The following is a 26,180-nucleotide window of genomic DNA, read 5'->3' on the forward strand; positions in this document are numbered from 1 at the left end:
CAGACAGAAGAGACCAGGACGTAAGGCCCGCCGCGCCCCACTGAACTTCACAGAGACGCAGCCGCCCAGGTAAGAGGAACCAACAGCCAGCAGGCCGAGACAGGCGCGTCGGTGTGGTTGCGACCGTCCGCGTATCAGGCGGAGTTAACACCCTTCTCGGCGTAAGCGGCGCGGCAGCCACGATCTCGCACCGACTACCGCGGCCTCCACGTGACAGCCGCACACACCCAGGCCGAACCGGTGGAATGAGAACCTGCCCAATGCCCGCTGTGAGCCGGGTGCGGGTCCGGGCGCACACCTGCGTCTGCCAGAGCCCGATCTTCGAGTTGCGCACAGCAGGCGGTCTGTGGCGGCGGATCCTGCGGGGCCAGGCGCGCTGACCAGGCGCTACCGCCTGGCGCTCGAAGAAGGCGCTGGCCGTCGGATCCTGGGCAGTAGACATGCCAATCGTCGCCGCGGGAGCGCCCCGCACTGGTTAGCGCACCGCCACCTTGGAGACTGCCGTCCCGACACCGGAGTCCCAGCCGGTCACCACTCTAGGGTCGGCGCCCAGCGCCCGGTTCACCGGCACGGTCACCGTCGTGGTGCCCTTGCGGGGCACCGTGACCACGCGGCTGCCCGCCGTGCCCTGGTCATCGCGTACGAACAGGTGCGCCCGGCCGACGGCGCCCGCGCGCAGTGTCACCTTCACCGTGTCCTGTCCGCGCGTCGCGGACACCACCCGGCCGCTGTGCGACGCCGTCGCCTCGGGTCCGCCCGCGAGCGGGACGTGTACGCGGATCGCCTGTTCCAGCGACTGCGGGGAGTCCAGGCTGGACAGTGCGGTGTCTGGGATGACCGGGTCCGCCGGGGTGGTCGGCCGGTCCGGGGGAGGCCGGTAGCCGGGCAGGGTCGCGACGCCCCACCGGTACGGGTCTCCCTGCACACCGCCCCACGTCGACCAGCCGATCCGGGTCTGGCCGGTTTTGTCCTGCGTGTCGGAGTCGTACACCAGGATGTTGAGCCCGAGGTGCGCGGGGTCGACGGCCGAGGGCAGGAGCTCCATCGGGACGGCCATCTCCACGGCGTACCCTCCCGCGTGGACCTTCGAGGCCACCCGCATCCCCGGCGCGGTCTCCTCGCCCGGCCCCTGGCGGTTGTCGGCGTCGCGCAGGAAGCACGGCGGGCCCTCGGCCGTCACCGGCAGCACCGCCGCCTTGAACGTGGTGGAGGTGTTCTCGGAGGTGCCGCGCGGGTCGACGGTGACCTCCACCGCGTCGGTGCGCCAGTGCCGCTTGCAGTCGGCGGCGGGCAGGCGGGTGCCGAGCACGTCGTCCTTGACCTCGACCAGCAGGTACAGCGTGTCGTCGTGCCAGGTGACCTTGGCCGTGCCCGAGCAGTCGGCCGCCGACGAGCACGCGCTGCCCTCCCACAGCCGGGAGACGTCCAGGGCGGGGCCGGAGTGGTCCCCGTCCTGCCCGTCGACGGCGGGTGCGGAGGCGGCGCGCGGGACGGCGGTCGCCGGGACCAGCTCCAGCGCGGCCCTGCTCACGCTGGAGTCGTCCGTGGTGATGGTGTACGGGTAGTCGCCGCCCTCGTTCGAGGTCTTCAGCGAGGTGTCGGTGTTGGTGACGGTGAACGGCACCGTCGTCGACTCCCCGGCCGCGAGGTCGTTGTAGGGGGCTTCCGTGCGGTCGGCGGTGAAGCCTTCGGGCAGGTCCAGGCGTACGGTGCCGGAGCGGGCGGCGTCGCCGACGTTGCCGACCACGACGCCGACCTGCCGGGAGCCGCCGGACGGCAGGGTGAGGACGGGCGTGACCAGGCCGCGCAGCTGCGGCACGCCGACCTCGGCGGCCCACTTCTCGTACTGGGCGACCTGGGGGAGCGGCTGCTGCGCTCCGCGCACGGCCGGGCTGAGCTCGACCTGCCGGTCGGTGTAGCCGCGTCCGCGCTCGGTGATGAGCGTGGCCGCGACGCGGGCCCGGCCGCCGCCGTCTTCCGGCGGCGTCGCGGTGAGCGGCGCCGTCACGGTGAACCTTGCCGAGCCGGTCCGCCCGGGCGCGAGCCGGCCCAGGTCCCCCGACCCGCTGACCCGCCAGCCTTCGGGTACGCGCAGCGCCACGGACGAGCGGCCCAACGGCTCGCGCGGCGGCGCGGTCGCGGTGACCTTGACGGAGAACGCCGTCCCCGGGCGGACGTCGAACGTGCTGGGGCGCAGGCCGAACAGGGTGCCGAGCGGCACCGTGCTGGCGGGCCGGGTCAGCGCGCCGTCGAGGACCGCCGTGGGCGCGGCCGCGGCCGGGGTGCCCGGCTGGGGGAACGGCACCCGCGCGTCCACCTGCGTGAAGAAGTCGCAGCCGAGCTGGGCCGGGTCGGTGGGCACGTCGGGGAAGCCGGCCCAGCCCTGGGAGGCGTACGTGCGCTGGGCGTCGCGCTCGACGGCGGCCCACGTCGCGCCCCGGGCGGAGGCGCGCCCGCTCCACACGCCGTACACGTTCTCGGCCGGGTTCGCGGGGCGGAACGTCGCGGCGCAGTCCTGGCCGGTCCGCGAGGCCCCGCGCGCGCCGCCGGTGAGCAGGCGGGCGGGCGCGAAGGGGCGCAGGCCCTCGCGGGTGATCTGCTCGGGGAACGCCTGGGGATCGGCCGCCGCGTAGAAGGCCTCGACGGCCAGCCGGGCGGCCTGCTGGTGATTGCCGTGGTTGCCGGGCGTGGGGGCCGTGCCCATCGTCAGCAGCACCTCCGGCCGGGTCTGCCGGACGATCCGGACGACCTTCTCCAGGGTGTCGCCGCCCCAGACCTGGTCGGTCAGCGGCGCGCTCACCGTGTAGTAGAAGTCCACGTCGTCGAGGTTGAACACCTCGCGCACGCCCGCCTCGGCGACCGCCGCCCGCTCCTCGGCCTCGCGCAGCAGGCCCAGCGCGGGGCCCTCCTCGGGACCGACGGCGTTCCCGCCGCCCTCGCCCCTGGTCACGGTGACGACGCCGGTGTGGACGTCGTGGTCCTCGCGCCACTGGCCGAGCGTGGACAGACTGAACGCCTCGTCGTCGGGATGGGCGCCGACGAACAGCGCGTCGAGGTCGACAGGCGCGCCACCAGGCCCGCCGGCCCGAGCCGGGGCGGCGGGAAGGACGGCGAGCAGGGCGGCGGTCACCACCGCCAGACTGGTGCGCATGGAACCTCCGGGAGGTCAGTCGCGGACCGCTCCCTGGAGCAGCCCGCGGACGAAATGGCGCTGGAGGAACAGGTAGAAGACCACCACCGGGGTGGCGACGATGACCGAGCCGGCCGCGAGCAGGGTGAAGCCGCCGGTGTGCTGGCCCTGGAAGAAGGCCAGCCCCAGCGGCGCGGTCCGCAGCGACTCGCTGGTCACCATGATCAGCGGGATGAGGAACTCGTTCCACGTCCACATGAACACCAGGAGCGTCAGCGTGACGACGGCGGGCCGGGCCGGCGGCAGCAGCACCTGCCACAGGACACGCCAGCTCGACGCCCCGTCGATGCGGGCCGCCTCGGCGATCGCCCGGTTGGACGCGCGGAAGTACGCCCGCATCCAGAAGGTGCCGAACGCCACCGACAGCGCCACCTGCGGCAGCGACACCGCCCAGAACGTGTCGATCAGGCCCAGCGAACGCAGGTCGAAGTACAGCGGGACCGCGATGGCCTCGCTCGGCATCATGATCCCGAGCATGAACAGATAGAACAGGACCGACTGCCCGCGAAAGCGCATGGTGCCGAACGCGTACCCGCTCATGACCGACAGCACGACGCTGACGACCACGACGAACACCGACACCATCAGGCTGCTGCGCAGATAGGTGCCGAACCGGCCGATCTCCCACGCCGCCGCGAGATTGCCCAGCCCGGACGTCGTCCCGCTGTCGGAGGGGCCGAGCGCGGCCGCCAGGATCGTCACGATGGGCACGAGCGCGAACGCGGCGAACACTGACAGGATGACGTAGTTGGCCACCCGCTCGCCACGCGAGATCACGTTATCCCCCTGTCCGCGAACCGGTTGACGCCGAACGAGATCGCGAAGATGACGACGGTGAGCGTGACGCCGATGGCCGCCGCCGAGCCGATCTGGCTCAGCCCGAACGCCCGGTGGTAGACCTCGTACGACGGCACCGAGGTCGAGGTGCCGGGACCGCCCCGCGTGGTGACGTACACCAGGTCGAACGTGCGCAGCGCGGCGATCACGGTCAGCGTCAGCGCGACCGCGATCTCGCCCCGCACCGACGGCAGCGTGACCGCGAAGAACTCCCGGACGGCCCCGGCCCCGTCGAGCCGTGCGGCCTCGTACAGCTCCATCGGGACGCGGCTCATCCCGGCCAGCAGCAGCACCGTCACCAGCCCCGTCTCGAACCAGGTGCCGACCACTCCGACCGCGGGCAACGCGAAGGCGTGCTCGCCCAGCCAGCCGCGGGTCAGCGAGTCGAGGCCGAGCGCGCCGAGCAGCGCGTTGAGCGTCCCGTCGGGCGCGTAGACGCGCCGCCAGGCGATCGCCACCACGACCATGGCGATCACCTGGGGCAGGAACACCACGGTCCGGAAGAACCCGAGCCCGCGCACCTTGGCGTGGTTGAGGATCGCGGCCAGCACCAGCCCGATGACCAGCGGCCCGGCCGCGTAGAAGACGATCAGGACCAGGGCGTGGCCGAACGCGTCCCGCAGCCCCTGGTCGGCGACGATCGCCACGTAGTTGTCCAGCCCCACCCACCGCCCGAGCGACAATCCGTCCCAGTCGTAGAGCGACAGCTGCACCGCCCGCCCGATCGGGTAGAGCAGGAACGCCGCGTAGACGACGAACGCCGGCAGCAGGTAGAGGTAGGCGACGCGGCGCGGCTCCCCGGGCGGTCGCGACACCGTCATCCGTTGCTCTCGGCGAAGGTCTTGTAGTCCTTCTCCAGCGTCGCCAGGAAGTCCTCCGGCGTGGTCTTCTTCGCCAGCAGGTCCTGCAGCGCCGCGCCCAGCGTGTCGGCGAACGTCGGGGTGGCGTAGTCCAGGTACGGCACCAGCCCGTTCCCGGCGGTCACCGTGCCGAACGCGGCGAAGACGTCGCGCTGCGGTCCCGCCGGCACGCTCTGCTTCGCCGTGTCGGCGACCGGCAGGTTGCCGGTGTCGGTGAGCACCTTCATCGCGTCCGCGTCGGTGACGAAGTCGATGTACGCCGCCGCGGCGTCGGGGTGGGGGCTCTTGGCGGTGATGGCGAACGGCAGGCCGGTGCCTCCGGTGGCGATCGGCGGAGCGCCGGCGGCGGCGCCGGGCGGCAGGATGAAGCCCAGGTCCTCGCCCAGCGTCTTGTGCAGGTCGGCGAGCAGCCAGGTGCCCGCGATCAGGTAGACGCCCTCGCCGTCGCGGAACGCCTGCCACGCCGGGTCGTACCCCTGGCCGTTGAAGCCCTTGTTGAAGTAGCCCTGGTCGGCCCAGTCGACGAGCCGCCGGGCCGCCTCGGTGTTCTCCGGGGTGTTCCAGGAGGCGCCCTTGCGGCCGAAGGCCAGCGTGCGGATCTGGTCGGCGGGGACCACCCGGCTCTGCACGGTGCCGAACACGTGCACGGCCGGCCACTTGTCCAGGTTGCCCAGTTGCATCGGCACCTCACCGGCCGCCTTGGCCTTGGCCAGCCCGGCCTGGAAGTCCGCCCAGGTCGCCGGTGGCCGCAGCCCGAGCTTGTCCAGCTTGGCGGCGTTGTAGAAGATGCCGACGACCTCGCCGACCTGCGGCAGGCCGTACAGGCCGCCCTCGCCGAAGATCTTGCCGTCGGCGCTGTAGCGGGAGTAGCGCAGCACCGACTCCGGGTAGCGGTCCTGCCAGCCGTACGCCCGCGCGTAGGCGTCCAGCGGGCGGAGCTGGCCGGCCTTGACGAAGGCGCCCATCGCCGAGCGGCCGTTGTTGGCCTGGACCACGTCCGGCGGCTCGTTGCCGCTGAGCGCCAGGCGCAGAGTCGTGTTGAGGTCGTCGAAGGAGCGGGACACCCGGTTGAGCGTGATGTTGGGGTATTTCGCCTCGAACGCGGTGTTGAGCCGTTTCATCTGGGCGGCCTGCCCGCCGCGTACCTCCTGGTCCCACACGGTCAGGGTCACCTCGCCCAGGGCCGCCGCGTCGGTGCGCACGGCGCTCGGCTGCGCGGAGGGGGCCGCGGGCGGAGCGGAGGAGCCGGGCGCGCACGCGGCCGCGCCGAGAATCAGGGTCGCGGCGGTCAGTACGGCGAGTGTCCGGGTCGAGGCGAGCATCGAGGCGAGCATGGTGCTACTCCTTCTGCGCAGGCACGCGAGGCGTGTTCGGGCCCCCGTTCTCGGGCTCGTCGGGCTCATCAGGGGTCTCGGCCGCCTGCTGCGGCGTCCCCCCGACGTCGGCGTACCGGGCGATGGTGGCGACCGCGCGGCGTACGGCGCCCACCGGGACGGTGGGCACCAGCCGGTCGAGGAAGGCGTAACGGCGGGCCAGCGAGCTCCCGTAGGCGCCGCCGCGGTCGGCCGCGCTGCGTGCCTCGTGCCACCAGTCGGCGATGTCCCCCCAGCCGGGCGCGGCCAGCGAGCCGCCGAACTGCTGCACCGCCAGTGCGGCGCAGAGCCCGGCGAACGCCAGCCGGTCGGTCAGCGGCCAGCGGCACAGGGTGCCGAGCACGATGCCCGCGCCGAAGACGTCGCCCGCGCCGGTCGGGTCGAGCGCCGTCACCCGCGGCGCGGGGATGAACGCCTCCTCGCCGGTCGTGGAGTCGATGGCCATGGCGCCGTTCGCCCCGTCGGTCACCACGGCCAGCGGCACCCGGTCGGCGATCGCGTACAGCGCGTCGCGAGGGGTGTCGGTGCGGGTGTAGGCCATCGCCTCGCTCGCGTTGGGCAGGAACGCGTGGCAGACGGACAGCTGGTCGAGCAGGGAGCGCGGCCAGGCGCCCGACGGGTCCCAGCCGACGTCCGCGAAGATGAGCGCGCCGTCGCGGTGCGCCGGCTCGGCCCAGTTGCACGGGGAGCCGGGCGAGCCGAGCGGCTCCTCGGGCGAGAGCGTCACGATCGCGGCCCTGGAGCGGGGCGGGGCGCCGATCATCTCGGCGGCCGGCAGCGGCGCGGGATGGCCGTGCGTCACCATGCTGCGGTCGCGGTCGACCGCCATGGACACCGTCACCGGCGAATGCCAGTGCTCGAAGCGCCGCGACCGCGACAGGTCGACCGCTTCCTGCTCCTCCAGGGTGCGCCAGCAGAAGTCGCCGTAGTCGTCGTCGCCGAACGCGGCGGCCAGCGACGTGCGCAGGCCCAGCCGGCTCGTCGCGATGGCCAGGTTGGCGATGCCGCCAGGGCACGAGCCCATCCCGTCGGCCCAGATCTCCGTCCCGGCGGCGGGCATCGCGGGCAGACCGGTGAAGACGATGTCGAGGAAGACGGTGCCCGCCAGGAACACGTCGAACTGCGGCCCCTCCGGGGTCCGCTCGTGGGCGAGAGGGTCGTACGCCTGGGCAGCCACGGGATTGGATCCTCCTCGACACAGCGAGATGTGCGCAATCTTGCACGTTTACTCGCACAGTTCAAGTCTCTCGTGAGAGTTTGTGAAGCAAGATGCTCGCATGTGCGCGAATTTGCCTGATACACTCGCGCCGTGCTTCAGCGCCTCAGGCATGCCGAGATCATGCGCCGGGTGCGCCTGTCCGGCGCCACCAGCGTTCGAGATCTCGCCAGCCAGCTCGGCGTGAGCCCGTCGACCATCCGCAGGGACCTTGAGGTGCTCGACCGCGACGGCACCCTGCGGCGCGTCCGTGGCGGCGCCCTGGCCGACGCCGACACCGACCGGCCCTTCGCCGAGGTGGCGGCGGTCGACGAGCAGGACAAGGAGGCGGTGGCCGCCCGCGCCGCGCGGCTGGTCGGCGACGGAGACGTGGTCCTGCTCGACATCGGGACGACGACGATGCGGCTGGCCCGCCGGCTCCGCGGCCGCCGCGTCACGGTCGTCACCTCCAGCCTCGCCGTCCTCGACGCGCTCCGCGCCGACCCGGTGGTCGAGCTGCTGCTGCTCGGCGGCATGGTCCGCAGGCCCTACCACTCGCTGGTCGGCGTGCTGACCGAGGCCGCGCTGAGCCAGGTGGTCGCCGACCGGGTGTTCCTGGGGGCGAGCGGCGTGCGGCCCGACGGGCAGCTCGTCGACACCACGCTCGCCGAGGTGCCGCTGAAACGCGCCATGATCGCGGCGGCCGGGCAGGTCGTGCTGCTCGTGGACCGGCACAAGTTCCCCGGCACCGGGGCCCTGCGCGTGTGCGGCCCCGAGGACATCGACGTGATCGTCACCAACGAGGGCGCCGACGAGACCACCCTGCGCAGCTGCGCCGGCGCGGGCGCCGAAGTGCTTCTCACGTGAAGGGGGCCGGATGAGACTGGCCGTCCTCGGCGGCGGGGGCTTCCGGGTCCCGCTCGTCTACGGTGCGCTCCTGCGCGACACGGGCAAGCCGCGGGTGGAGGAGGTGATCCTCCACGACGTGTCCATCGACCGGCTGGAGGCCATCCGGCACGTCCTGCGCCGCCTCGCCGCGGGGCATGACGACCCGCCCCGGGTCTCGATCACCACCGACCTCGACACCGCGCTGCGCGACGCCGCCTTCGTCTTCTCCGCCATCCGCGTCGGCGGCCTGGCGGGCCGCACCGCCGACGAGCGGGTCGCGCTGGAGCTCGGCCTGCTCGGCCAGGAGACGACCGGCCCCGGCGGCATCGCCTACGGCCTGCGCACCGTCCCGGTCGCGACGCACGTGGCCGAGCGGGTGGCCGCCGTCGCCCCGCAGGCCTGGGTCATCAACTTCACCAACCCGGCCGGCATGATCACCGAGGCGATGCGGCGGGTGCTCGGCGACCGCGTGATCGGCATCTGCGACTCGCCGGTCGGCCTGATCCGGCGGGCCGCCACCGCGCTCGGCCTCGACCCGGGCCGCGTGTCGCCCGACTACGTGGGGCTCAACCACCTGGGCTGGCTGCGCGGCCTCACCCACCAGGGCCACGACGTGCTCCCCGGCCTGCTCGCCGACGACGTGGCGCTCCGCGAGGTCGAGGAGGCCCGCGTCTTCGGCGCCGACTGGGTGCGCACGCTGGGCGCGATCCCCAACGAATACCTGTACTACTACTACTTCACCCGGGAGTCGATCGCCGCGATCTCCGGCCGGACCCGCGGCGAGTCCCTGCTGGGGCAGCAGGAGCGGTTCTACGAGGCCGTACGGGCCCGCCCGGACGACGCCCTCGCCTCGTGGCGGGCGGCACGCGAAGAACGCGACGCGACGTACATGGCGGAGACCCGCGACGTCGCCGACGCCGGCGAGCGCGACGCCGCGGACCTGGCGGCGGGCGGCTACGAGGGCATCGCGCTCGCCCTGATGGCCGCCATCGCCCGCGGCGGGTCCACCACCATGATCCTCAACGTGCGCAACGGCACCGCGGTGGCCGGGCTGCCGGCGGAGGCCGTGGTGGAGATCCCGTGCGCGGTCGACGGCACCGGCGTCCGGCCGCTGGCCACCCGCCCGCTCCCCGGCCGCTTCCTCGGCCTGATGCAGCAGGTGAAGGCCGTGGAACAGACGGCCATCGAGGCCGCTCTCTCGGGCTCGGCCCGGCTGGCCGTCGAGGCGTTCGCGCTGCACCCGCTGGTCGACTCGGTCACCACGGCGCGCAGGCTGCTGGACGGCTACCGGGCCCGCCTCCCGGAGCTCGCCGCCGTCCTGCCCGGCTCCGCCTGACGAGATCCGAACGCATCCGTCCACTCGGCAGGCCTGCCGGAGTATCGTCCGGTTGAGACGCGTGCCACCCAGATGATTTCCGGAGGTCGGGTTGGTCCAGGAGGAGATCCGCCGGCGTAACGTCGGCGCGCTGCTCCGGCACGTACACCTGGGCGGTTCGGTGTCCCGCACGGAGCTGGCCGAGCGGATGAAGCTGAACCGCAGCACCATCCTGGCCCTGACCGCGGAGCTCACCTCGGCGGGGCTGGTCCGCGAGGAGCTGCCCGCGGACACCGGCCGGGCGGGACGGCCGTCGCTGGTGGTCCGGCCCGAGCCCGGCCGGGTGTACGTGCTGGCCTTCGACGTCGCGGTGGACCGGCTGGTCGCCGCCCGGGTCACGCTGGGCGGGACCATGCTGGACCGCAGGGAAGCGGTCCGCCTGCGCGCCGGGGCCGACCTCGACCGCGTGGTCGAGGTGCTCGCCCGGTTCGGCCGCCAGCTGCATGAGTCGGCGCCGCCCGATTCCGTGTGCGTCGGCGTCGGCGCGTCCTACTGCGGCATGATCCGGCCCGGCGACGGCCTGGTGCGGTTCGGGCCCGACATGGGCTGGGTGGACCAGGCGTTCGGCGCCGAGCTCGACCGCCGGCTGGGGCTCGGCCTGCCGGTGTCGGTGGGCAACGAGGCCCACCTCGGCGCCTTGGCCGAGCAGCAGCGTGGCGCGGGCGCGGGTTTCCAGAACCTGATCTACCTGCACGGCGACGTCGGGGTGGGCGGCGGCATCATCGTCGGCGGCGACCTGCTCGACGGTGAGAGCGGCTACGGCTGCGAGCTCGGGCACATGGTGGTGAACCCGTACGACGGACGCCCCTGCGGCTGCGGCTCGCATGGCTGCCTGGAGGCGGAGGCCGGCGAGCGGGCCCTGCTCGACGCCGCCGGCCGGCCCGCCGACCTGTTCGGCCGCGACGCCGTGCGGGCCGTGGTGGACGACGCCGACCGCGGCGACCCCGCCGCCCAGGAGGCGCTGCGCCGCATCGGCGACTGGCTCGGCATCGGGGTGGCGAACCTGTGCAACCTCTTCAACCCCGGCATGGTGATCTTCGGTGGCATGCTGCGGGACATGTACCCGGGCGCGGCGGCCCAGGTGCGCGCCCGGATAGCCGCCAACGTGCTGCCCGTCGCCCGCGAGCGGGTCCGGCTGCGCACCTCGGCGCTGGGCGACGACGCCACCCTGGTCGGCGCCGCCGAGCTGGGCTTCGCCGAGCTGCTGGCCGACCCGCTGGGCGTACTCACCCGTACGGGGGCATAGGGCTCGCGCGGCGAGCGGTCCAAGGGAGGCAACCCCCAGCTGAGAGAGCGGGTCAAGGGCGACTCCGAGAGGCTCCGCGCGTCCGTACGGCGCCGTACAGGCGTGCCGTCACCACCGCCGTGCCCGCGATCGCGGCGGTCACCAGCCACAGCATGAACGTCGGATAGAGGTAGACCACCTGAATCCACATGATGTCGCCGCCCCGGGCGAGCACCCGGAAGATCGGGGCGATGGACGCGCACAGCGCGAGCGGCGTCAGGTAGGGCAGGAGCCGCCACCGCTGCAGGCCCGTACGACGGGTGGCCCACCGCCGGGAGCGGGCCACGCCGCGCAGGGCGAGGCCGGCGGTCGCCAGGGTGAGCAGGACGAACAGGAGGTCGGTGGCGAGGTAGTGCGGCGCGGAGGGGATCTCCGGGGTGCCGCCCTCGATCATGGTGACGATGCCGTCCATGAGGGCGCCGGCGTCGGCGAAGGCCATGCCGGTGTTCGCCATGACGGCGACGCCGTACCCGGAGCCCGGCATCAGCAGCTGGCCGGCCGTGGAGGTGAACAGGTCGCCGCCGTGCTCGATGACGGGGGTGCCGCGTTCGGTCTCGCCGACGAACCAGCCGAGGGCGTAGGTCCCGCTCTGTTCGGAGGGGGTACGCATCTCCTTGACCCCGGCGGGGGAGAGGATGCCCTCGTTCTGCGCGATCAGCCACCTGGCCATGTCGCCGGCGCTGCTGAGGACCCCGCCGGAGCCGTTGCCGAACCCGGCCGGCTCCGGCAGGGCGATCGCCTGGCCGAGGACGTACAGGTGGCCTCGGGCTTCGGCGGGCAGGTCGCGGTCGGTGTCGATGGTGCTGCTGTGCCGCATGCCGAGCGGCGTGAACACGTGCGCGCGCAGGTAGGCCGCGAACGGCTCGCCGCTCACCACCTCGACCAGCCGGGCGGCGACCTGGTAGTTGGTGTTGTGGTAGCTGAAGGCGGTCCCCGGCTCCGTGGCCAGTCGTGCCCCCTTGAGCCGTGCCACGGCGCCTTCGAGCGTGTCGGGCTGGGGCAGGCTCTTCTCGTGGAAGGTCGAGTCGGCCATGCCGGACGTCTGGTGGAGCAGCTGCCGTACGGTGATCCGGGCGGCCCGGGGATCGGCCATGGCGAACTCCGGCAGATACGCACGCACCGGCCTGTCGAGGTCGACGTCACCCCGCTCGACCAGCTGCATGACGGCGAGCGAGGTGAACGACTTGCTGACCGACGCCACGGCCATGGGCGTGTCCGCCGTCACCGGTTCGCCGGACGAGGTCTCGCCGTACCCCGCGACGTGGACGACCCGTGTCCCCTTGGTGATCGCGAGCGCGACGCCGGGCAGTCCGGTCGCCTCCCGGTAGCTCTCGACGAAGGCGTCCACCGACGCGGGGGTGACGGCGGGCGCGGGGGCGGGGAGGAGGGCCAGGAAGATCCCGGCGAGGGTGGTTCTGAGCACCAGCCGACGCTAGTGACGACCCGCCTCCCGGCACCATTGCGGCGCTCCTCCGCGTTCTTTACGGGAAACCCCCACCGGAGGCGTCGGAGACCGCGGTCTTCTCGGACTCCCAGCGCAGCAGGTCTCCCGGCTGGCAGTCGAGCACCTCGCAGAGCGCTTCCAGCGTCGTGAAGCGCACGGCCTTGGCGCGGCCGTTCTTGAGCACCGCCAGGTTGGCGGGCGTGATCCCGACGCGCTCCGCGAGCTCGCCCACCGACATCTTCCGCTTGGCCAGCATCACGTCGATGTCCACGGCGATCGGCATCAGATCACCTCTTCGAGCTCGGCCTGCAGTTGCGCCGCCTCAACGTCGCGCGCGACGGCCTGCGCGAGCAGCATCCGCAGCACCAGCACGACGAGCGCGACTCCCATGATCGCCAAGGAGGCCCCGCAGATCAGCAGCACGATGCCCGGCGCGACGGCCTCGCCCGGCGCCAGGACGACCGCGAGCGCGAACATCAGGACGGCGGCCGCCACGACCGCGCCGATCACGATGTGCACGTACCTGAAGGCGGCGTGGGAGAACACGGTGCCGCGCCGCACCATCGTCACCAGCCGCCACACGCAGACCAGGACGACCTGGACCGTCACGATGCCCAGCAGCGTGATCGTCAGGAACGGGACGCGCAGGTGCGCGACCTCGGGGCCGAGCTCCTCCAGATCCTTCGCCAGCAGCGGCACCATCACCGCCTGCACGAACACCGACCCGGCGCCCAACGCCGCGAGCACGGCGCGCAGCGCGAGCACTGTCAGCTTTCCCATCGCCTCTCCTCCGATCGAGCAACGATGGAAATGTATCGATATTCGATAGCTATGGCAAGGAGGCGTCCGCCGTCGCCGGGCCGGGCCCGGCGACGTTCCCGCACTCCTCGTCACCGTGTGTGGTCGATGCACTACATTGTTGCTCCGAAAGTCAGCCGATCTGCGAGGAGACCGTTCCCGTGCCGGAGAGCGACGACAAGGGGCCGGGCAAGCTCGCCAAGGTCCTGCTGTGGCTGGGCGCGCTGCTCACCGCGGTCGTCACCGCCTGGCTGACCGACGCGTTCAGCCTTCTCGTCCGGCCGGCCGACCTGATCGGCGCGGGACAGCCGCCGATCCTGGCCACGGTGCTCAACGGCACCGGCGGCGAACAGGACCTGGCCGTGACCGCCCTGCCCACCGCGCCCGGTGACCGCGCGGCTTTCCTGGGCGGCCGCTTCGGCGACCGGGCGTTCGGCGACGTGGTGGCCCGGCTGGGCGGCGCCCGGGTGGGCCGGACCAAGGTGCGCGTGATCTTCGAGTCCCGGCGCGACCTCGTCCGCGTCACCGATGTCCGGGTGAAGGAGGTGGCCCCGGAGCAGCCGGTCGTCACCGGCGCCTTCATCGAACACCCCCGTCAGGGCGGGACGGACAACCCGCAGCTCACCGTCAGCCTCGACTCCCCGGACGCGTTCTTCGCCCGCGTCGGCGAGCCCGGCCGCCCCTTCTTCGGCCCGCACAGCCTGCCGCTGAAGCGGGGAGAGCAGACCGAGCTCAGCCTCCAGATCGAGGCGCGCAAGCACAGCCACACCTTCCTGCTGGAGGTCGAATACGTGGAAGCCGGCAGCGGGCAACGGCGGACCTTCACCGTCGAAGACCCCGACGGACGGCCGTTCCGGGTCACCGGCGCCCCGGCGGCCTACACCGGCTACGGAACGATCTACCAGAACACCGGCGCCGGTCTGCGGGCCGTCACCGGGCGGGCCGCCTGCGAGCTCTTCCGGCCGGAGCGGGCATGCGCCTCCGCGCGCTGATCGCCGCCCTGCTCGCCACCCTGTGCGTGCTCGCCGGCGCCGCCGGGAGCGGGGTCGCCCCGCAGGCACGCCCCGCGTTCACCGTCGCCTGGAGCGCCGAGCTGGGCGACCTCGGCATCGACGGCGCTCACCTCAGCGTGCCCGTGGCCACGATCGGCGGCCGGTCCCTGCTGGCGCTGCCGTCGATGCGAGCCTCCGCGATCCAGCTCCATGACGCGGCGACGGGCGCGGTCGTCCGCGCCTTCCCGTTCGCCCGGCCGTACGAACATACGGGTTTCGTGGGTGAGCTGCTCGCCGTGCGCACCCGCGAGGGCCTCAGGGAGCGGATCACCGTTCACGATCCCGTCACCGGCCGGACGACGTGGTCGCGGCTGCTCCCGTACGCGGACGTGGCGACCCGCTCCTACTTGAGCAGATCGGTCATCACCCCCACCGGCATCGCATGGGCGGCGAACGACGGCCTGCACGGGCTCGACCCCGCGTCGGGCCGCGACGCCTGGACGGTGCCGTGGCCGGGCGAGTGCCGCGACCGCCAGCTGTTCGCATCCGAGCTCGCGGTCATCGCCGCGCATTGCGAGGACGGGACGCTGACCTTGCACGGCGTCGACATGCGCGCCGGGCGTCTCATCTGGACGCATCGGGTCCGAGGCTCTCGCGAGAACCTCGCGGACGCGAAGATCTCCACCACCCGCCTGATCGTCGCCAGGGAGCCGGGGAACGTCACCGTTCTGGACGCGTACGGCCGCCGGGTCGCCCGGTCGCGGATCACGTACCCGGACGTCACGTCGCCGACCGCGGTCGGCGACGCCGGGCTGACCCTGCTGATCCGCAGCGTGGGCGGCGTCCGGGAGATGACCGCGACCCGCCCCCGTGACGGGCGGGTGATCTGGCACGCCTCTCTCCGGCCGCGCACCACGCCGGGCACCCCCGAGGGATACGCGGGCGACGCCGACACCCTGACGGCCGGCCACGCCATGGGCTCCATGGCCACCGAGCTCGCACCCCTCATGATGGAGGTCATCTCACTGCGGGACGGCACGCGCGACGTGCTGCCCCTGCCCGTGGGCGGGCGCGCGGGCATGGTCGTCGCGGGCACGTCACGCGACGTGCTGGTGTACGAGAGGCACCCCGGCGGCGACCGGGTGACGGCCTACACCTTCCACGACGGACCGGGCGCGTCCTCGCCGCTGGCCGTGCCACCGGACCGCTGGCCCGACGCGTGCGCGCTGCTCGACCCCGCCGCGCTGCCGGGATACGTGCCGGTCCCGGCCACCGTGGAGCATCTGCGGGTGCGCTGGCCGAAGCCGAACGTGTGCGAGTTCGTACCGTCCGACGACGCGGGGGCGCTGGTGCGGGTGGCGGTCACCTGGGTCGCCGCGACGGACGCGGACGCCGCGCGACTCGCCCGCACGACCCTCGCCGCGGACGCGGGCGCCCTGCGGCTCGGGGAGGGGGCGTACCTGCGATCCGACGTGGGCAACGACGATCGGCGTACGTTCGCGTGGGTCACCGGCGGGCGGGTGCTGGCCGAGGTCCAGGCCACGGGGGACTCGGCGCTGACCCGTCGCGCCGCCCTCGCGGTGGCCGCCCGTCTGCGCGGCCCCTGACCCTGCGTGAGGCCGGTGCTCAGGCGCCTATCCTTGGGTCCCATGAGTGACGTACTGAAGGGGCGAGGTTGCGCATGGGAGTTCGAGGACGGGGGGCTGCGCATCACGCCTGAGCCGGGTAAGGCGTCGAAACTGAGCATGGAGCTCGGTGAGCGGTTCGTGCCGTACGACGCGCTGGCCGATGTCGTGCTGGAGCCTGGCGCGCGCGGCAGAGTGGTGCTGCGGGTGGTTCCCCGGGAGGGGGCCGATCCGGTCACCACCGTGGCGGCGGGACAGCTCCAGGACTCGCTCGATCCGTACCGGCTGGTGCTGCCCGCCGCCACGGAGACGCTGGCCGGCCAGTACGCCGACCAGATGCGCGCGGCCCTGTCCGAGCGCGGTCCGGCCGAGCGTTTCCTGATCGCCGGTCCTTCGGTGCCGCGTGGGTTCAAGGCATGGGACGGCGAGGCCGCCTTCGACGGGCAGGCCGTCAGCTTCACCTGGCTCTCGCCCGGAGCTTCCCCGGCCAAGCTCGCGGCGGGTGACCGGCGTTACCCGGTCACCGAGATCGAGGGTGTCGATTGGCACGCGCTGGAGGCCGCCACTGGGTCGTTGCGGCTGCGTATCCGTGGGCACCAGGCTCTCTCCAACCCCAACAACGATCCCGCCTCCGTGGTGTTCGGCCTCGGCTGGGGCGCCACGCATCACTCCCTGCCCTTCGCCGCCGCCGTGCTGGCCGCCGTACAAGCTGCTGCTTCTTGAGCTGACCGAGGGCTGGGCGGTTCATGGGGCTTGCTGGAAAGCGTTGCGGTAGGCGCTCGGCGAGACACCATGGTGTTTCGTGAACTGAGCCCGCAGGACATTGCTGGAAGGGAAGCCGGCCCGCGCCGTGATGGCCTGAATGGACAGGTCGGTCGTTTCCAGCAGTTCTCTCGCGCGGTCGAGTCGTTGGGCGGCCAGCCAGGCGTAGGGGGTCGTGCCGGTGGCGGCCCGGAACCGGCGGGCGAAGGTGCGGGAGCTCATCAGAGCCTGTCTGGCCAGGTCGTTGACGGTCATGGGCTGGTGCAGGCGGGTGCGGGCCCAGGCGAGCAGGTCGGCCAGGCGGTCGGCCTCGTCGCCGGTGCCGGTCAGGGGGGCGGCGTCCGAGGGGCTGGGCAGATACTGGGGGTGCCCGCTCCCGTGCCGAGGCGCGACCATTCCCTCCCTGGCCACCGCGTTGGAGACGGCCGGGCCGTGTTCGCGGCGCAACAGATGGAGGCACATGTCGATGCCCGCCGCTCCACCGGCGCCGGTGATCACCTGGCCTTCGTCGACGTACAGGACGTCAGGCTCCACGGTGATGGCCGGATGGCGTCGTACCAGCTGGGCGGCGAGGTACCAGTTGGTGGTGGCGCGGCGGCCGTCGAGCAGGCCGGTTCCGGCCAGCAGGAACGAGCCGGTGCAGTAAGCCGCGATGACGGCCCCGCTGCGGTGGGCATCGACGATCGCCTCTTCGACCGGGGCGGGCAGGGTGAGCGGCCCGTCCTCGGCGGGCAGCACGATGATCAGGTCGGCGTTCGCCATCGCCTCGGGCCCATGCTCGACCTGCAGGCACAGGCCGAGGTCGGTGCGCAGGGTGCCCACTCGGTCGGCGCAGATGGCAAGGTCGAACCGGGGCAGACCCATGCCGCTTCGATCGGCGAAGATGTTGCTGACCGCGCTCAGACCGAACGAACTGACCCCCGGCGAGGCGTACGCGAGCACCCTCCGGAAAGGCGTCCGCGCTTTTCCGGTGAACCGTGCGGGCGGCCCTTCATCGTTCCACTGCCGTAAGACGGCTCTTCTCGCAGGGGATCGCCATTGCACTTCTTGCAGGTCGCTCATGGTGTCCTCCAGAAGGCGAATGCCGGGCTCGGCTCACGCGTGGGCTCACTACGATCAATGCGCCGCGTCATGGTCGGCCCGCTCACTTTGACAGGAAGAAATGGCGCGCCGCGAGGCTTGTAAGTCATGGCTTAACGGTGCCGTTCGGCGGCATGCCGCCGAGTACGTGGGGGAGCGGATGCACAGAATTCACTTCACGACCGCCGACTTGGCACGGGTGCGGGTGGCGTCGACGCTGGGGCCCATGGGCGAGGCCCTGTTCAGCCTGACCACGTTACGCGGGCGGAGTGAGAAGACGCTGTTCGGCGCGTGGCGGCGACGGGTGCGCGGGGCTCTGGACGCGCGGTTCGCGGTCCTGGCCGCCATCGCGCCCGCGCGACCGCCGAGATTCGACATGGCCATCCTCGCCGCGCCGGGCCGCGACCTGGCCGAGAGCGCCGAGGCCTTCCTGTCCAGCCCCCGGCCCGCCGTCCAGGCGGAGCTGGACCACTACGCCGGCCATCATGCTCGCGTGCCGGCCGCGCTGGCCGGGCTCGTCGACAGCCTCGCCGTCCGGCGGGAACTGCTGGCCACGGTGGAGGCGTACCACCACGCCGCCGTCGGCCCGCATTGGACAGGCATTCGCGCCCACCTTGACGCCGAACGCGCCCGGAGCGGCACGATCCTGCTCGACCAGGGCGTCGACGGTCTGCTGTCCAGCCTGCACCCGAGCATCCGGTGGACGTCGCCGACCCTCCACGTCCGCTGCAGCGACCACCTCGACGCCGACCTCTTCCTCGACGGACAGGGGCTCCTGCTGGTGCCGTCGTTCTTCGTACGAACCCCCACCGTCATGTACGACGCGACCGATCCCGCCGACTGCATGCTGCTCTACCCGGTCACGGTCGGCCCCGACCAGGCCACGGGCATCTGGGCGGGTGGCGCATCGAAGGGAGCGCTGGCCAACCTCCTCGGGCGCACCCGCGCATCGGTGCTCACCGCCATCGCCGACGGCGTGGTCACCACCGGCGCCCTGGCCCGCCGCCTGGACGTCTCCTCGGCGGCGGTCAGCCAGCACACGGCCGTGCTCCGCGAAGCGGGGCTGATCACGACGCGCAGGCATCACAGCAGCGTCCTGCACAACCCCACACAGGTCGGCCTGACCCTCCTCGACCGGCGCGAAACTGGGTGAGGATCGCGGCCCACATCAGCCCGTTCGGGGGGTCTGTGGACGGGCCGGCCCACGACCATGGGAGGAACAGCTCGGCCAGGACGCTGATCCCGCCGAGCACGACCAGCCCCGCTGATCGCCGGCTCATTGATCCGTCCTCCAGAGCACCGGTCGCGGTTTGATCTCTATACCGCACATTCTGCAGGGATCTGCGTACGATCGGCCGCGTGGCCGAAGAGATCCTGGGACTTGTCTGGCTGCTGGGTATCCTTCTGGCGCTCCTGAGCATCCCCGCGCTGGCGGGCGGATCCGTGGTGCTGGCGATGCTGTCGGCGCCCCGTGACCGTCGCACGCCCGTGAAGGGTGGCCGCCTGCTGTGGGGAGCGGTTCTCGCCCTGCTCGGTCTCTCGGTGATGGCGCGCGTCGCCTGGGCCACGCGCGCGGAGCGCTCCTACGGGGAGCTCGAACCGGCCCTGTACATGCTGGCAGGCGTGGTGGGTGGCTTGCTGCTCCTCCTCGGCCTGGGGCCGTTCGTGTCGTGGACGCTGACACTCCCCGCCCGGTTCGCCGCGCGGCTGCCGCGTCCGTCCCGGTTGCCGGCTCGCTGGCTCGCCGCTCATCAGCCCGGTACGGCAGGCGGGGTCGCGATGACGATGGTGGCCACCGGTGCGGCCACCGCGGTAATGATCACCGCGGTGGCCCAGATAGCGCAGGACAGGGCCTACTACCATCCCCAAGCTCCGTACGGAGCCCTCGTCGTGGAGGTGGCCTCCGACGAGGAGGCGAAAGCCGTCCGCGCGATCCTCCGGCAGGAGATTCCCTCGGCCCCCATCGTCCAGAGCGAGGATACGGTCAAGGGACAACTCACCTACTATTACGACGACATGTCGTGGATGGATCTCCACATCGGTGACCAGGCTCTGCTCAGGTACCTGACAGGTGACCCGTCCACGCCGTATGACGAGGGCACGGCCGTACTCGTCACCTCTGAACACGTCGGCGTCACCCCGATGAGCATCACGTACAGCCTGGGCGGCTCTTCGGGTGGGACGTTGAGCAGAACCATCCCCGCGATCACGGTCGAACCAGCGGACCCGCGTAGGTCGGACCTCTTCGTCCCCGCGAAGGTCGTCCGAGACCTCGGCGTCGGCCTGGAGCCGAATCGACTGATCATCGACCCCGCCTTTCACCGCACGTCGGTCGCCGAACAGGACCGCCTCGACCGCCGCCTGGGCGACGGCATGACCGGCTACGTGGAGCGGGGGTTCGAGGCTTCGACCGGCTGGCTGTTCATCTTCGGGCCGATGATTCTGGTGGCCCTCGCCGGCGCGCTGGCCGCGACGGGCTCGGTGGCCGACAGCCTGCGGTGGAGGCGCGTGCTGCTGCGCGTCACCGGCGGTTCGGGCGTCAGGTTGAGGTCGTACGCCGCGTGCCGCACGTGGCTGGCCGCGACTTGCGGAACGGCGCTGGGGGTGGCTGCGGGTTCCGTCACGGGGCTGCTGCTGGCATTGCCCAGAACCGCCCAGAGCGGCTGGGACTCGTTGCCGCGTGTGGCCTTCGACATCCCATGGCTGCCGGTCGCCGCCCTGGCCGTGGGCTTCCCGGTGCTCGCCGCGGCGCTCGCGGCACTCCTCCCGGTCGGATCACGGCCGCCGATCACGGGCGGGTACGGTCGTCCACCTTCACGTTCAGCGTAGGAAGATCTCGTCCAGGTGCCACTCCAGGGCATCGCGGTGCGGGCGATCACGGCTCTGCTGGGGGAGCGCGATCCGCTCCCCGGCGCGTTCGTAGAACTGGCGGCCGTTGCCGAACTCCTTCCGGGCGGGGAGAAGGAGGTGTCGCGAAGTAGTACGCACCCGATCACCGGATCGCCGGCCGGGGCGATCGGCTGCTCGCGGTAGCGGCCGACCCGGCTGATGGGCCGGCGGCGCGCAGGAGCCGAATCCCAGAACTTCCCAAAAAGGGATCTTTACCTAGGCTGGTCTGACCAGTAGCCTCAGTGCACTCAGTAGCGCTCTCGCTCCCCGTACGACCTCAGCCCCATACCCCCACACCCCACCCCCACGGGGTGAGCCCACGGGCACGGGCGGCCCCCTTGCCCGGCACCACACTGGAATGAGGGATCAATGAAGCCACGCCTCGTCGCACTACTGGCCGGAGCACTGATGCTCACCGTCCCCGGAAGCGCCTCCGCACACGCCGCCGCGGCGAACACCCCCGGACTTCCCGGCCCTCACAACGCGATCACCGACGTGCCCGGCATCAAGGTCGGGCAGGTCCAGTCGGCCAGGGCGCCCTATCTCACCGGCACCACCGTGATCTACACCCCGACGATGTCGGTGACCGGCGTCGACCAGAGCGGCGGCGCGCCCGCCACGAAGGAGACGGACCTGCTCGACCCGCTCAACTCCAACCCCGGCGTGAACGCGGTGATGCTCGGCGGCAGCAGCATGTACGGGCTGTCCGCCACGGACGGCATCATCCGCTGGCTGGAGGAGCGCGGCGAGGGCGTCAGGGTCGGCTCGGGAGTCGCGCCGATCGTCCCGGCCGCCGACATCTACGACCTCGGCAGGGGCGGCGACTTCAAGGCCCGCACCACGCCCGAGTGGGGCTACCTCGCCGCACAGGCCGCCAAGGAGGGGCCGGTACGGCAGGGCGTCGTCGGCGGCGGCACCGGTGCCCGCGCCGGCGGGCTGAAGGGCGGCGTCGGCACCGCCAGCATGGTCCTCAGCGACGGCACCATGGTCGGCGCCATCGTGGTGGTGAACTCGGCCGGCTCGCCGGTCGACCCGCGGGACTGCTCGCTGTTCGCGGCCCGGTACGAGGTGGCGGGCGAGTTCCGCGGCCTGGAGACGCCGAAGGCGAAGGAGTGCCGGCAGGAAGCCAAGACGGACGCCCCGTCGTTGAACACCACGATCGCCGTGGTGGCCACGAACGCGCCGCTGGAGAAGGCCGCCGCCGCGCGGATGGCCGGCAACACCCAGGACGGTCTGGCCCGCGCGATCAACCCGATCCATACGCTGGGCGACGGCGACACGATCTTCGGCATGTCGACCGGCACCGGCACCCCGCTGCGGGTCAACAACCCGGCCGACTCGCGCCGGCTCAACGAGATCTTCAACGCCGCCACCGACACGCTGACCCGGGCCACCGGCCACGCGATGCTGAACGCCACGTCCGCCGGTACGACCCTGAGCTACTGCGACCGGTACCCGTCGGCCTGCAAGAAGGTGAAGCCGCTGCCGCAGAACAAGCAGGGCGAGGCGCCGGAGGTGACCCAGGCGTCGCTGGTCGCCACCGCGGAGAAGTTCCGCAACGCGCCCGCCGTGCCCGAGTAGCCAACCCTGGAGCAGGTCGTGCCGGTGGTCCGGCACGATCTGCTCCACGTACGGGCGCTCACGAACCGAAATCGCCGACACAACGGGTCGCTTCCATCGGCGGCATGTCAGGAGTGACGTACCGGAGCCGGGTTCGCGGCTGCGTGCTGGGCGGGGCGATCGGCGACGCGCTCGGCGGGGCGATCGAGTTCGACTCCATCGGCGGTGTCCGTTCCCATCACGGCGGGGCCGGGGTCACCGGCATGGTGGCCGACGCGGGCGGCCGCGAGGGGTTGATCACCGACGACACCCAGATGACGCTCTTCACGCTCGAAGGGCTGATCCGGGCCGGGCTGAGGGAAGCCACCCGGGGGGTTCGCGGACACGCCGTCGGTGGTGCGGTTCGCGTACCCACCGGCTACTACGCGGCCGGCGCCTTCGCCGCCATCGTCCACCAGGTGGCGGACGATCTGACCCTGTACGAGGCGGTCCACGAGACGCTCCGCCTGCTGGACTCGTACCCCGGGCACGAGGAGACCAGCGTGGCCCTGCGGGCGGCGGACGAGCTGGTCGGGAAGGGAGAGCCGAGCCCGGAGCGGGTGGAGAGCCTCGGCGGGGGATGGGTGGCCGAGGAGGCGCTGGCCATCGCCGTCTACTGCGCGCTCGCGTACGAGAAAGACTTCCCGGCGGCGCTGCTGCTGGCCGTCAACCACTCCGGCGACAGCGACTCCACCGGCTCGATGGCCGGCAACCTGCTCGGCGCGGTGCACGGCGAGGACGTTCTGCCGGAGAGCTGGCTGGACGTCCTGGAAGGCCGCGGCACCATCGCCGAGTTGGCTGACGACTTCGCCGGCCGCGGGCGCACCGACCCGGCCAAGTATCCGCCCGGCTAGAACCCGTACAGGGCCGGACGCGTCCTCAGCCGGAACCCGGCGGCGAGTGTGGAGCAGATCACCGAGGCCGCCGGGATCGCCCGTACGACCGTGCACCGCCGCTTCGCCTCACGCGACGCGCTCGTGGACGCGATGGCCGCCTGGGCGATGCGGCGGTTCGCCGAGGCCGTTGAGCCGGCCTGGACGACCACGACCACGGCTCCGGCGCTGGTCACGCTGCATCAAGCGACCGCCAACGTACTTCGCGTCAAGATCGTCTGGGGATACGCGATGAGCCTGGCCGCTTCGGCACCTTGCTGCACCGTTTCGGCGATTGGCTAGTGGTTCGCCTTCAGCGTAGGAGCGGCTGAGCATGCATTGGCACGCGTACCAATGGGTCGATGCGGGAGCAGACCGGGGCGATGAGGCCGTGCGGCGGACGTTGCCGCCTGAGCGTGTGACGTCGGTGCTGTCGCCGGTGCGGGCTGGTGTCCGGCGGGCCGGGCCGGGGTCGGGGATGGCGGCGACCTTTGGGGAGGTGTGGCTGGTGGTGGTCTGGCTGGCCGGTGCGTACGGCAAGATCCGCGAGGAGTTGCCACTGCCGGGGGTCCTGCTGGAAGAGCGGCTGGAAGCCGCCCTCGACCTGCTGCCCCGTGGCGTGGACGTGCGATGGGGCGAGTGGCTGCACGACGGCCGGTTCGTCACGATCGGCGTGGCGTGCTGCCCGAACCGGCACGTCCCCCATCCCTGCCCGATGCGCCGCCCCGCCCGTTAGCGACCAGGCGACCAGGCGGCCTGGCACGTCGTCCCGCGCGTCGCCGGCCTGGTTCTTCGACAGCACGATCGGCCTTGGAGGTCGGCACGGCCATGATGGAATGCACGGCGTTCACCTGAAACCCCTGCGCGAGGGCTACGTCCCGATCGATTGGCCCGACCTGTCGCCCAGATGCGACTCGGTCAGGGTCCGGGCCCACACCTGCGACTGCGTGCTGACCACGTACGAGTTGTGCTCGGCAGGCGGCCTGGCCCACGTCCGCCGAACCGTGCGGTCGGCCAAGAGCGCCCGGGTCAGTGAGAGCCCTTGGCTGCGGGCCGCCGAAGCGCCCCGGCTGTGGGAGGGGCTGCTCGACGGCCGCGCCCGATGAACCGCGTGCGGGCCGATGGCACAGATGGTGGCAGACGACGGTGTCGTGAACGTCGTCCAGCCATGCGCGATGAGCTGTCAGCGGCCGGTGGAGCCGTCGATCTGCTCGCGGAGGATGTCGGCGTGGCCCGCGTGCCGGGCGGTCTCATCGATCATGTGCACCAGGGTCCACCGCATCGTCGGCGCCGGTCCCCGGCGCGGAGGCCGTGGGCCGGGGCGGGTGAGGTCGGTGCAGGCGTCGATGACCTGGTTCGCTCGTACGATGGCCTGCCGGTAGCCGGCGAGCACGCTCTCGATCGTGTCCTCGGGGGACGGACGCATGGTCTGGCCCCAGTCATCGGCTTCCTCGCCCAGGAAGTAGAACCGCTCGACGAAGGTCAGATGCTTGACCAGTCCCAGAAGGCTGGTGCCAGAAGGCACTCCGCCGGTCCGGACCTGCGGTTCCGGCACGCCCGCCGCCTTGTTCGCGATCGCGTCCCGGAGGTGGTCGAGGAATCCCCGCAGGGTGGCCTTCTCATCGGCGCCGGTCCGTGGGGGGCCGGTGTCCCTGGCCCGTGGCCTGGGCTGCCGCGTCCTGCCTGGTTGCATCGTGTCGCTCCGTATCGCTTCGTGTGGTCAGGCGGTCATCAGGGGTTCCGGCGGAGGACGAGGACGTTGTCGGTGACCGTGGCGGCCTCGCCGGCGGGTCCGGTCGCCCGGCGTCGGGGCATGTCGGCGCGCAGGACCGGCCACTGCTCGGGGTCGAGGTCCAGTTCGGCGGCGATCTCGGTGGGTGTGGGGTAGTGGGTGTCGGGGTCCTGGTTCCAGGACCAGGGTGCGGTGGAGCCGTGGTCGACGATCAGCAGCAGGCCGCCGGGGCGCAGGGCATGGGCGGCGGTGCGCAGTACTTGGCTGCGGGGCAACGTGAACGGGGTGTGGAAGTACTGCGCGGAGACGAGGTCGAACTCTCCGCCGGGGAAGCTTCGGGCCAGGTCGTGCTGTTCAGTGGCGACCTGGTCTCCGAGGCCGAGCTCGCGGGCGTGCTCCCGCACCTGTTCGACGGCGGTGGTGGAGATGTCCACGGCGGTGACCTGCCAGCCGTGCCGGGCGAGCCAGATGGTGTCGCCGCCCGCGCCGCAGCCCAGATCCAGAGCCGCGCCGGGAGGCAGGTGCTCGACGGTCTCGACGAGCAGCGGGTTGGCGCGCTCGCCCCACGCGCGCCGGGCTGCGTAGTGCTTCTCCCAGAACGACTCGGCCCCGTCGCCTGCGGCATCCCTGTGATCCTGATTTCGGGTGGTGTCCATGCGGACATCGTGGCCACGATGATTCCTGGCTTGCAAGAAAAGTTGCGGATCCGCAAGATAGCGTCATGAGCAGAACTGAACAGGATGTGCTGGCCGGGGTCGGGCCACGCCTTCGGGCCCTGCGCCGGGCTCGGGGAGTGACGTTGACGGGCCTGTCCGCGGAGACCGGCATCACGTCGAGCACGCTGTCGCGGCTGGAGAACGGGAAACTCCGGCCCACGCTGGAGCAGCTGCTCCCGTTGGCACGGGCGCACGGAGTCCCGATCGAGGACCTGGTGGAGGCGCCGCTCACCGGCGACCCCCGCATCCACCTGCGGCCGATGCGGCGTTTCGGGCTGACCGTGGTGCCGCTGACCAGGCGCGCCGGGGGGATCCAGGCTTACAAGGTGATCTACCCGCCCGCCTCCCGGGCGCGGACGACGGGCCTGCAGACCCACGAGGGATACGAGTGGTTCTACGTCCTCAACGGTCACATCCAGTTCGTGCTCGGCGACCAGGAGTTCCGGCTCGGCCCCGGCGAGGCGGCCGAGTTCGACACCCGGGTGCCGCACCGAATTGGCAGCGCCGGAGAGAAGCCCGCGGAACTGCTCACGTTGTTCGGCCCACAGGGAGAGCGCGCCCACCTGTCGACGGGCAGGGACTGACCAGCCGCACCGGCGGCTCTGGTCACCAGGCGCGCGTGCGGCCGACCCACACGTTCCGGGCGCGGAGGCGGGTGTCCGCGGTGG

The 26,180-nt window shown here is 72.2% G+C and carries 26 protein-coding genes; 14 read left to right on the forward strand and 12 right to left on the reverse strand.

What is annotated here, in order from left to right; all coding sequences use genetic code 11:
• Positions 1–475 precede the first annotated feature (475 nt).
• From ACTMTF_RS04125 to ACTMTF_RS04145, 5 genes are read right to left on the reverse strand one after another with little or no spacing between them, the layout of a single operon-like run.
• Positions 476–3,151 (reverse strand): sugar-binding protein, encoded by a 2,676-nt coding sequence (locus tag ACTMTF_RS04125; protein ID WP_441109282.1) that lies wholly within the window; start codon positions 3,149–3,151, stop codon positions 476–478.
• Positions 3,152–3,166: 15 nt separating this feature from the next.
• A complete protein-coding gene (locus ACTMTF_RS04130) occupies positions 3,167–3,967 on the reverse strand; it encodes a carbohydrate ABC transporter permease (protein WP_397000056.1) in 801 nt (266 codons plus the stop codon).
• A complete protein-coding gene (locus tag ACTMTF_RS04135; RefSeq protein ID WP_441109283.1) occupies positions 3,964–4,848 on the reverse strand; it encodes a carbohydrate ABC transporter permease in 885 nt (294 codons plus the stop codon). Before ACTMTF_RS04135 ends, ACTMTF_RS04130 begins: the two co-directional genes overlap by 4 nt.
• Positions 4,845–6,221 (reverse strand): extracellular solute-binding protein, encoded by a 1,377-nt coding sequence (locus ACTMTF_RS04140; protein ID WP_441109284.1) that lies wholly within the window; start codon positions 6,219–6,221, stop codon positions 4,845–4,847. The genes ACTMTF_RS04135 and ACTMTF_RS04140 overlap by 4 nt, the downstream gene beginning before the upstream one ends.
• Positions 6,222–6,225: 4 nt before the next feature.
• Complete coding sequence (locus ACTMTF_RS04145; protein ID WP_441109285.1) at positions 6,226–7,437, reverse strand: PfkB family carbohydrate kinase; 1,212 nt, start codon at positions 7,435–7,437, stop codon at positions 6,226–6,228.
• Positions 7,438–7,569: 132 nt separating this feature from the next.
• Between ACTMTF_RS04145 and ACTMTF_RS04150 the strand changes: the two genes are divergently transcribed.
• The 3 genes from ACTMTF_RS04150 (at position 7,570) to ACTMTF_RS04160 (ending at position 10,964) form a co-directional block, all read left to right on the forward strand.
• Positions 7,570–8,322 carry a DeoR/GlpR family DNA-binding transcription regulator gene (locus ACTMTF_RS04150; RefSeq protein WP_441109286.1) on the forward strand — a complete coding sequence of 251 codons (753 nt, stop codon included), beginning with the start codon at positions 7,570–7,572 and terminating at the stop codon, positions 8,320–8,322.
• Positions 8,323–8,332: 10 nt separating this feature from the next.
• Positions 8,333–9,679: a 6-phospho-beta-glucosidase gene (locus ACTMTF_RS04155; protein ID WP_441109287.1), complete on the forward strand. Its 1,347-nt coding sequence runs from the start codon at positions 8,333–8,335 to the stop codon at positions 9,677–9,679.
• A gap of 91 nt (positions 9,680–9,770) precedes the next feature.
• Positions 9,771–10,964 carry an ROK family transcriptional regulator gene (locus ACTMTF_RS04160; RefSeq protein ID WP_441109288.1) on the forward strand — a complete coding sequence of 398 codons (1,194 nt, stop codon included), beginning with the start codon at positions 9,771–9,773 and terminating at the stop codon, positions 10,962–10,964.
• A 52-nt stretch (positions 10,965–11,016) separates the two neighbouring features.
• On the opposite strand, the gene ACTMTF_RS04165 is transcribed toward ACTMTF_RS04160, so the two are convergent.
• From ACTMTF_RS04165 to ACTMTF_RS04175, 3 genes are read right to left on the reverse strand one after another with little or no spacing between them, the layout of a single operon-like run.
• On the reverse strand, positions 11,017–12,426 hold the full coding sequence (locus ACTMTF_RS04165) for a serine hydrolase domain-containing protein (protein ID WP_441109289.1): 1,410 nt from the start codon (positions 12,424–12,426) through the stop codon (positions 11,017–11,019).
• Positions 12,427–12,484: 58 nt separating this feature from the next.
• Positions 12,485–12,730 carry a helix-turn-helix domain-containing protein gene (locus ACTMTF_RS04170; RefSeq protein ID WP_441109290.1) on the reverse strand — a complete coding sequence of 82 codons (246 nt, stop codon included), beginning with the start codon at positions 12,728–12,730 and terminating at the stop codon, positions 12,485–12,487.
• Entirely contained in the window at positions 12,730–13,227 is a 498-nt protein-coding gene (locus ACTMTF_RS04175; protein WP_397000035.1) for a DUF2975 domain-containing protein, read from the reverse strand. Before ACTMTF_RS04175 ends, ACTMTF_RS04170 begins: the two co-directional genes overlap by 1 nt.
• A gap of 179 nt (positions 13,228–13,406) precedes the next feature.
• Between ACTMTF_RS04175 and ACTMTF_RS04180 the strand changes: the two genes are divergently transcribed.
• Genes ACTMTF_RS04180 through ACTMTF_RS04190 form a run of 3 tightly spaced genes read left to right on the forward strand, consistent with a single transcriptional unit; the run spans position 13,407 to position 16,585 of the window.
• Positions 13,407–14,237 carry a hypothetical protein gene (locus ACTMTF_RS04180; RefSeq protein ID WP_441109291.1) on the forward strand — a complete coding sequence of 277 codons (831 nt, stop codon included), beginning with the start codon at positions 13,407–13,409 and terminating at the stop codon, positions 14,235–14,237.
• Complete coding sequence (locus ACTMTF_RS04185; RefSeq protein ID WP_441109292.1) at positions 14,219–15,844, forward strand: outer membrane protein assembly factor BamB family protein; 1,626 nt, start codon at positions 14,219–14,221, stop codon at positions 15,842–15,844. Before ACTMTF_RS04180 ends, ACTMTF_RS04185 begins: the two co-directional genes overlap by 19 nt.
• Before the next feature lie 42 nt (positions 15,845–15,886).
• Positions 15,887–16,585, forward strand: a complete 699-nt coding sequence (locus ACTMTF_RS04190) for a DUF4429 domain-containing protein (protein WP_441109293.1) — start codon at positions 15,887–15,889, stop codon at positions 16,583–16,585.
• A 21-nt stretch (positions 16,586–16,606) separates the two neighbouring features.
• Here ACTMTF_RS04190 and ACTMTF_RS04195 read toward each other — a convergent pair whose 3' ends face one another.
• On the reverse strand, positions 16,607–17,488 hold the full coding sequence (locus ACTMTF_RS04195; RefSeq protein WP_441109294.1) for a GlxA family transcriptional regulator: 882 nt from the start codon (positions 17,486–17,488) through the stop codon (positions 16,607–16,609).
• Positions 17,489–17,864: 376 nt separating this feature from the next.
• Between ACTMTF_RS04195 and ACTMTF_RS04200 the strand changes: the two genes are divergently transcribed.
• Together ACTMTF_RS04200 and ACTMTF_RS04205 are read left to right on the forward strand one after the other, a co-directional pair.
• Positions 17,865–18,857 carry an ArsR/SmtB family transcription factor gene (locus ACTMTF_RS04200; protein ID WP_441109295.1) on the forward strand — a complete coding sequence of 331 codons (993 nt, stop codon included), beginning with the start codon at positions 17,865–17,867 and terminating at the stop codon, positions 18,855–18,857.
• A gap of 206 nt (positions 18,858–19,063) precedes the next feature.
• Entirely contained in the window at positions 19,064–20,533 is a 1,470-nt protein-coding gene (locus ACTMTF_RS04205; protein ID WP_441109296.1) for a hypothetical protein, read from the forward strand.
• Here ACTMTF_RS04205 and ACTMTF_RS04210 read toward each other — a convergent pair.
• Positions 20,525–20,692 (reverse strand): hypothetical protein, encoded by a 168-nt coding sequence (locus ACTMTF_RS04210; protein WP_441109297.1) that lies wholly within the window; start codon positions 20,690–20,692, stop codon positions 20,525–20,527. The two genes, ACTMTF_RS04205 and ACTMTF_RS04210, sit on opposite strands and share 9 nt — an antisense overlap.
• Before the next feature lie 270 nt (positions 20,693–20,962).
• On the opposite strand from ACTMTF_RS04210, the gene ACTMTF_RS04215 reads away from it, so the two are divergent.
• The 5 genes from ACTMTF_RS04215 (at position 20,963) to ACTMTF_RS04235 (ending at position 24,170) form a co-directional block, all read left to right on the forward strand.
• A complete protein-coding gene (locus ACTMTF_RS04215) occupies positions 20,963–22,174 on the forward strand; it encodes a P1 family peptidase (RefSeq protein WP_441109298.1) in 1,212 nt (403 codons plus the stop codon).
• Between the two features lie 104 nt (positions 22,175–22,278).
• The gene (locus tag ACTMTF_RS04220) at positions 22,279–23,046 is read left to right on the forward strand and encodes an ADP-ribosylglycohydrolase family protein (RefSeq protein WP_441109299.1); all 768 of its coding nucleotides are present in this window, start codon (positions 22,279–22,281) and stop codon (positions 23,044–23,046) included.
• 48 nt (positions 23,047–23,094) lie between these two features.
• Positions 23,095–23,367 carry a TetR/AcrR family transcriptional regulator gene (locus tag ACTMTF_RS04225; protein WP_441109300.1) on the forward strand — a complete coding sequence of 91 codons (273 nt, stop codon included), beginning with the start codon at positions 23,095–23,097 and terminating at the stop codon, positions 23,365–23,367.
• A 115-nt stretch (positions 23,368–23,482) separates the two neighbouring features.
• Complete coding sequence (locus ACTMTF_RS04230; protein ID WP_441109301.1) at positions 23,483–23,800, forward strand: hypothetical protein; 318 nt, start codon at positions 23,483–23,485, stop codon at positions 23,798–23,800.
• Positions 23,801–23,900: 100 nt separating this feature from the next.
• Positions 23,901–24,170, forward strand: a complete 270-nt coding sequence (locus tag ACTMTF_RS04235; RefSeq protein ID WP_441109302.1) for a hypothetical protein — start codon at positions 23,901–23,903, stop codon at positions 24,168–24,170.
• A 77-nt stretch (positions 24,171–24,247) separates the two neighbouring features.
• Here ACTMTF_RS04235 and ACTMTF_RS04240 read toward each other — a convergent pair whose 3' ends face one another.
• Together ACTMTF_RS04240 and ACTMTF_RS04245 are read right to left on the reverse strand one after the other, a co-directional pair.
• Positions 24,248–24,757, reverse strand: a complete 510-nt coding sequence (locus tag ACTMTF_RS04240) for a DinB family protein (protein WP_441109303.1) — start codon at positions 24,755–24,757, stop codon at positions 24,248–24,250.
• Between the two features lie 38 nt (positions 24,758–24,795).
• A complete protein-coding gene (locus ACTMTF_RS04245) occupies positions 24,796–25,452 on the reverse strand; it encodes a class I SAM-dependent methyltransferase (RefSeq protein WP_441109304.1) in 657 nt (218 codons plus the stop codon).
• A gap of 65 nt (positions 25,453–25,517) precedes the next feature.
• Between ACTMTF_RS04245 and ACTMTF_RS04250 the strand changes: the two genes are divergently transcribed.
• Positions 25,518–26,096 carry a helix-turn-helix domain-containing protein gene (locus ACTMTF_RS04250; protein WP_441109305.1) on the forward strand — a complete coding sequence of 193 codons (579 nt, stop codon included), beginning with the start codon at positions 25,518–25,520 and terminating at the stop codon, positions 26,094–26,096.
• Positions 26,097–26,180: the final 84 nt, after the last annotated feature.

Origin of the sequence: Nonomuraea sp. ZG12 (assembly GCF_052068115.1) — a bacterium.
Lineage (GTDB): Bacteria > Actinomycetota > Actinomycetes > Streptosporangiales > Streptosporangiaceae > Nonomuraea.

Bases quoted from the DNA above. Each gene is read 5' to 3' on its own strand.
- ACTMTF_RS04125 (WP_441109282.1), bottom strand. From the start codon at position 3,151: ATGCGCACCAGTCTGGCGGTGGTGACCGCCGCCCTGCTCGCCGTCCTT.
- ACTMTF_RS04135 (WP_441109283.1), bottom strand. From the start codon at position 4,848: ATGACGGTGTCGCGACCGCCCGGGGAGCCGCGCCGCGTCGCCTACCTC.
- ACTMTF_RS04140 (WP_441109284.1), bottom strand. From the start codon at position 6,221: ATGCTCGCCTCGATGCTCGCCTCGACCCGGACACTCGCCGTACTGACC.
- ACTMTF_RS04155 (WP_441109287.1), top strand. From the start codon at position 8,333: ATGAGACTGGCCGTCCTCGGCGGCGGGGGCTTCCGGGTCCCGCTCGTC.
- ACTMTF_RS04170 (WP_441109290.1), bottom strand. From the start codon at position 12,730: ATGCCGATCGCCGTGGACATCGACGTGATGCTGGCCAAGCGGAAGATG.
- ACTMTF_RS04175 (WP_397000035.1), bottom strand. From the start codon at position 13,227: ATGGGAAAGCTGACAGTGCTCGCGCTGCGCGCCGTGCTCGCGGCGTTG.
- ACTMTF_RS04185 (WP_441109292.1), top strand. From the start codon at position 14,219: ATGCGCCTCCGCGCGCTGATCGCCGCCCTGCTCGCCACCCTGTGCGTG.
- ACTMTF_RS04190 (WP_441109293.1), top strand. From the start codon at position 15,887: ATGAGTGACGTACTGAAGGGGCGAGGTTGCGCATGGGAGTTCGAGGAC.
- ACTMTF_RS04195 (WP_441109294.1), bottom strand. From the start codon at position 17,488: ATGGGTCTGCCCCGGTTCGACCTTGCCATCTGCGCCGACCGAGTGGGC.
- ACTMTF_RS04200 (WP_441109295.1), top strand. From the start codon at position 17,865: ATGCACAGAATTCACTTCACGACCGCCGACTTGGCACGGGTGCGGGTG.
- ACTMTF_RS04215 (WP_441109298.1), top strand. From the start codon at position 20,963: ATGAAGCCACGCCTCGTCGCACTACTGGCCGGAGCACTGATGCTCACC.
- ACTMTF_RS04220 (WP_441109299.1), top strand. From the start codon at position 22,279: ATGTCAGGAGTGACGTACCGGAGCCGGGTTCGCGGCTGCGTGCTGGGC.
- ACTMTF_RS04235 (WP_441109302.1), top strand. From the start codon at position 23,901: ATGCACGGCGTTCACCTGAAACCCCTGCGCGAGGGCTACGTCCCGATC.
- ACTMTF_RS04240 (WP_441109303.1), bottom strand. From the start codon at position 24,757: ATGCAACCAGGCAGGACGCGGCAGCCCAGGCCACGGGCCAGGGACACC.
- ACTMTF_RS04245 (WP_441109304.1), bottom strand. From the start codon at position 25,452: ATGGACACCACCCGAAATCAGGATCACAGGGATGCCGCAGGCGACGGG.
- ACTMTF_RS04250 (WP_441109305.1), top strand. From the start codon at position 25,518: ATGAGCAGAACTGAACAGGATGTGCTGGCCGGGGTCGGGCCACGCCTT.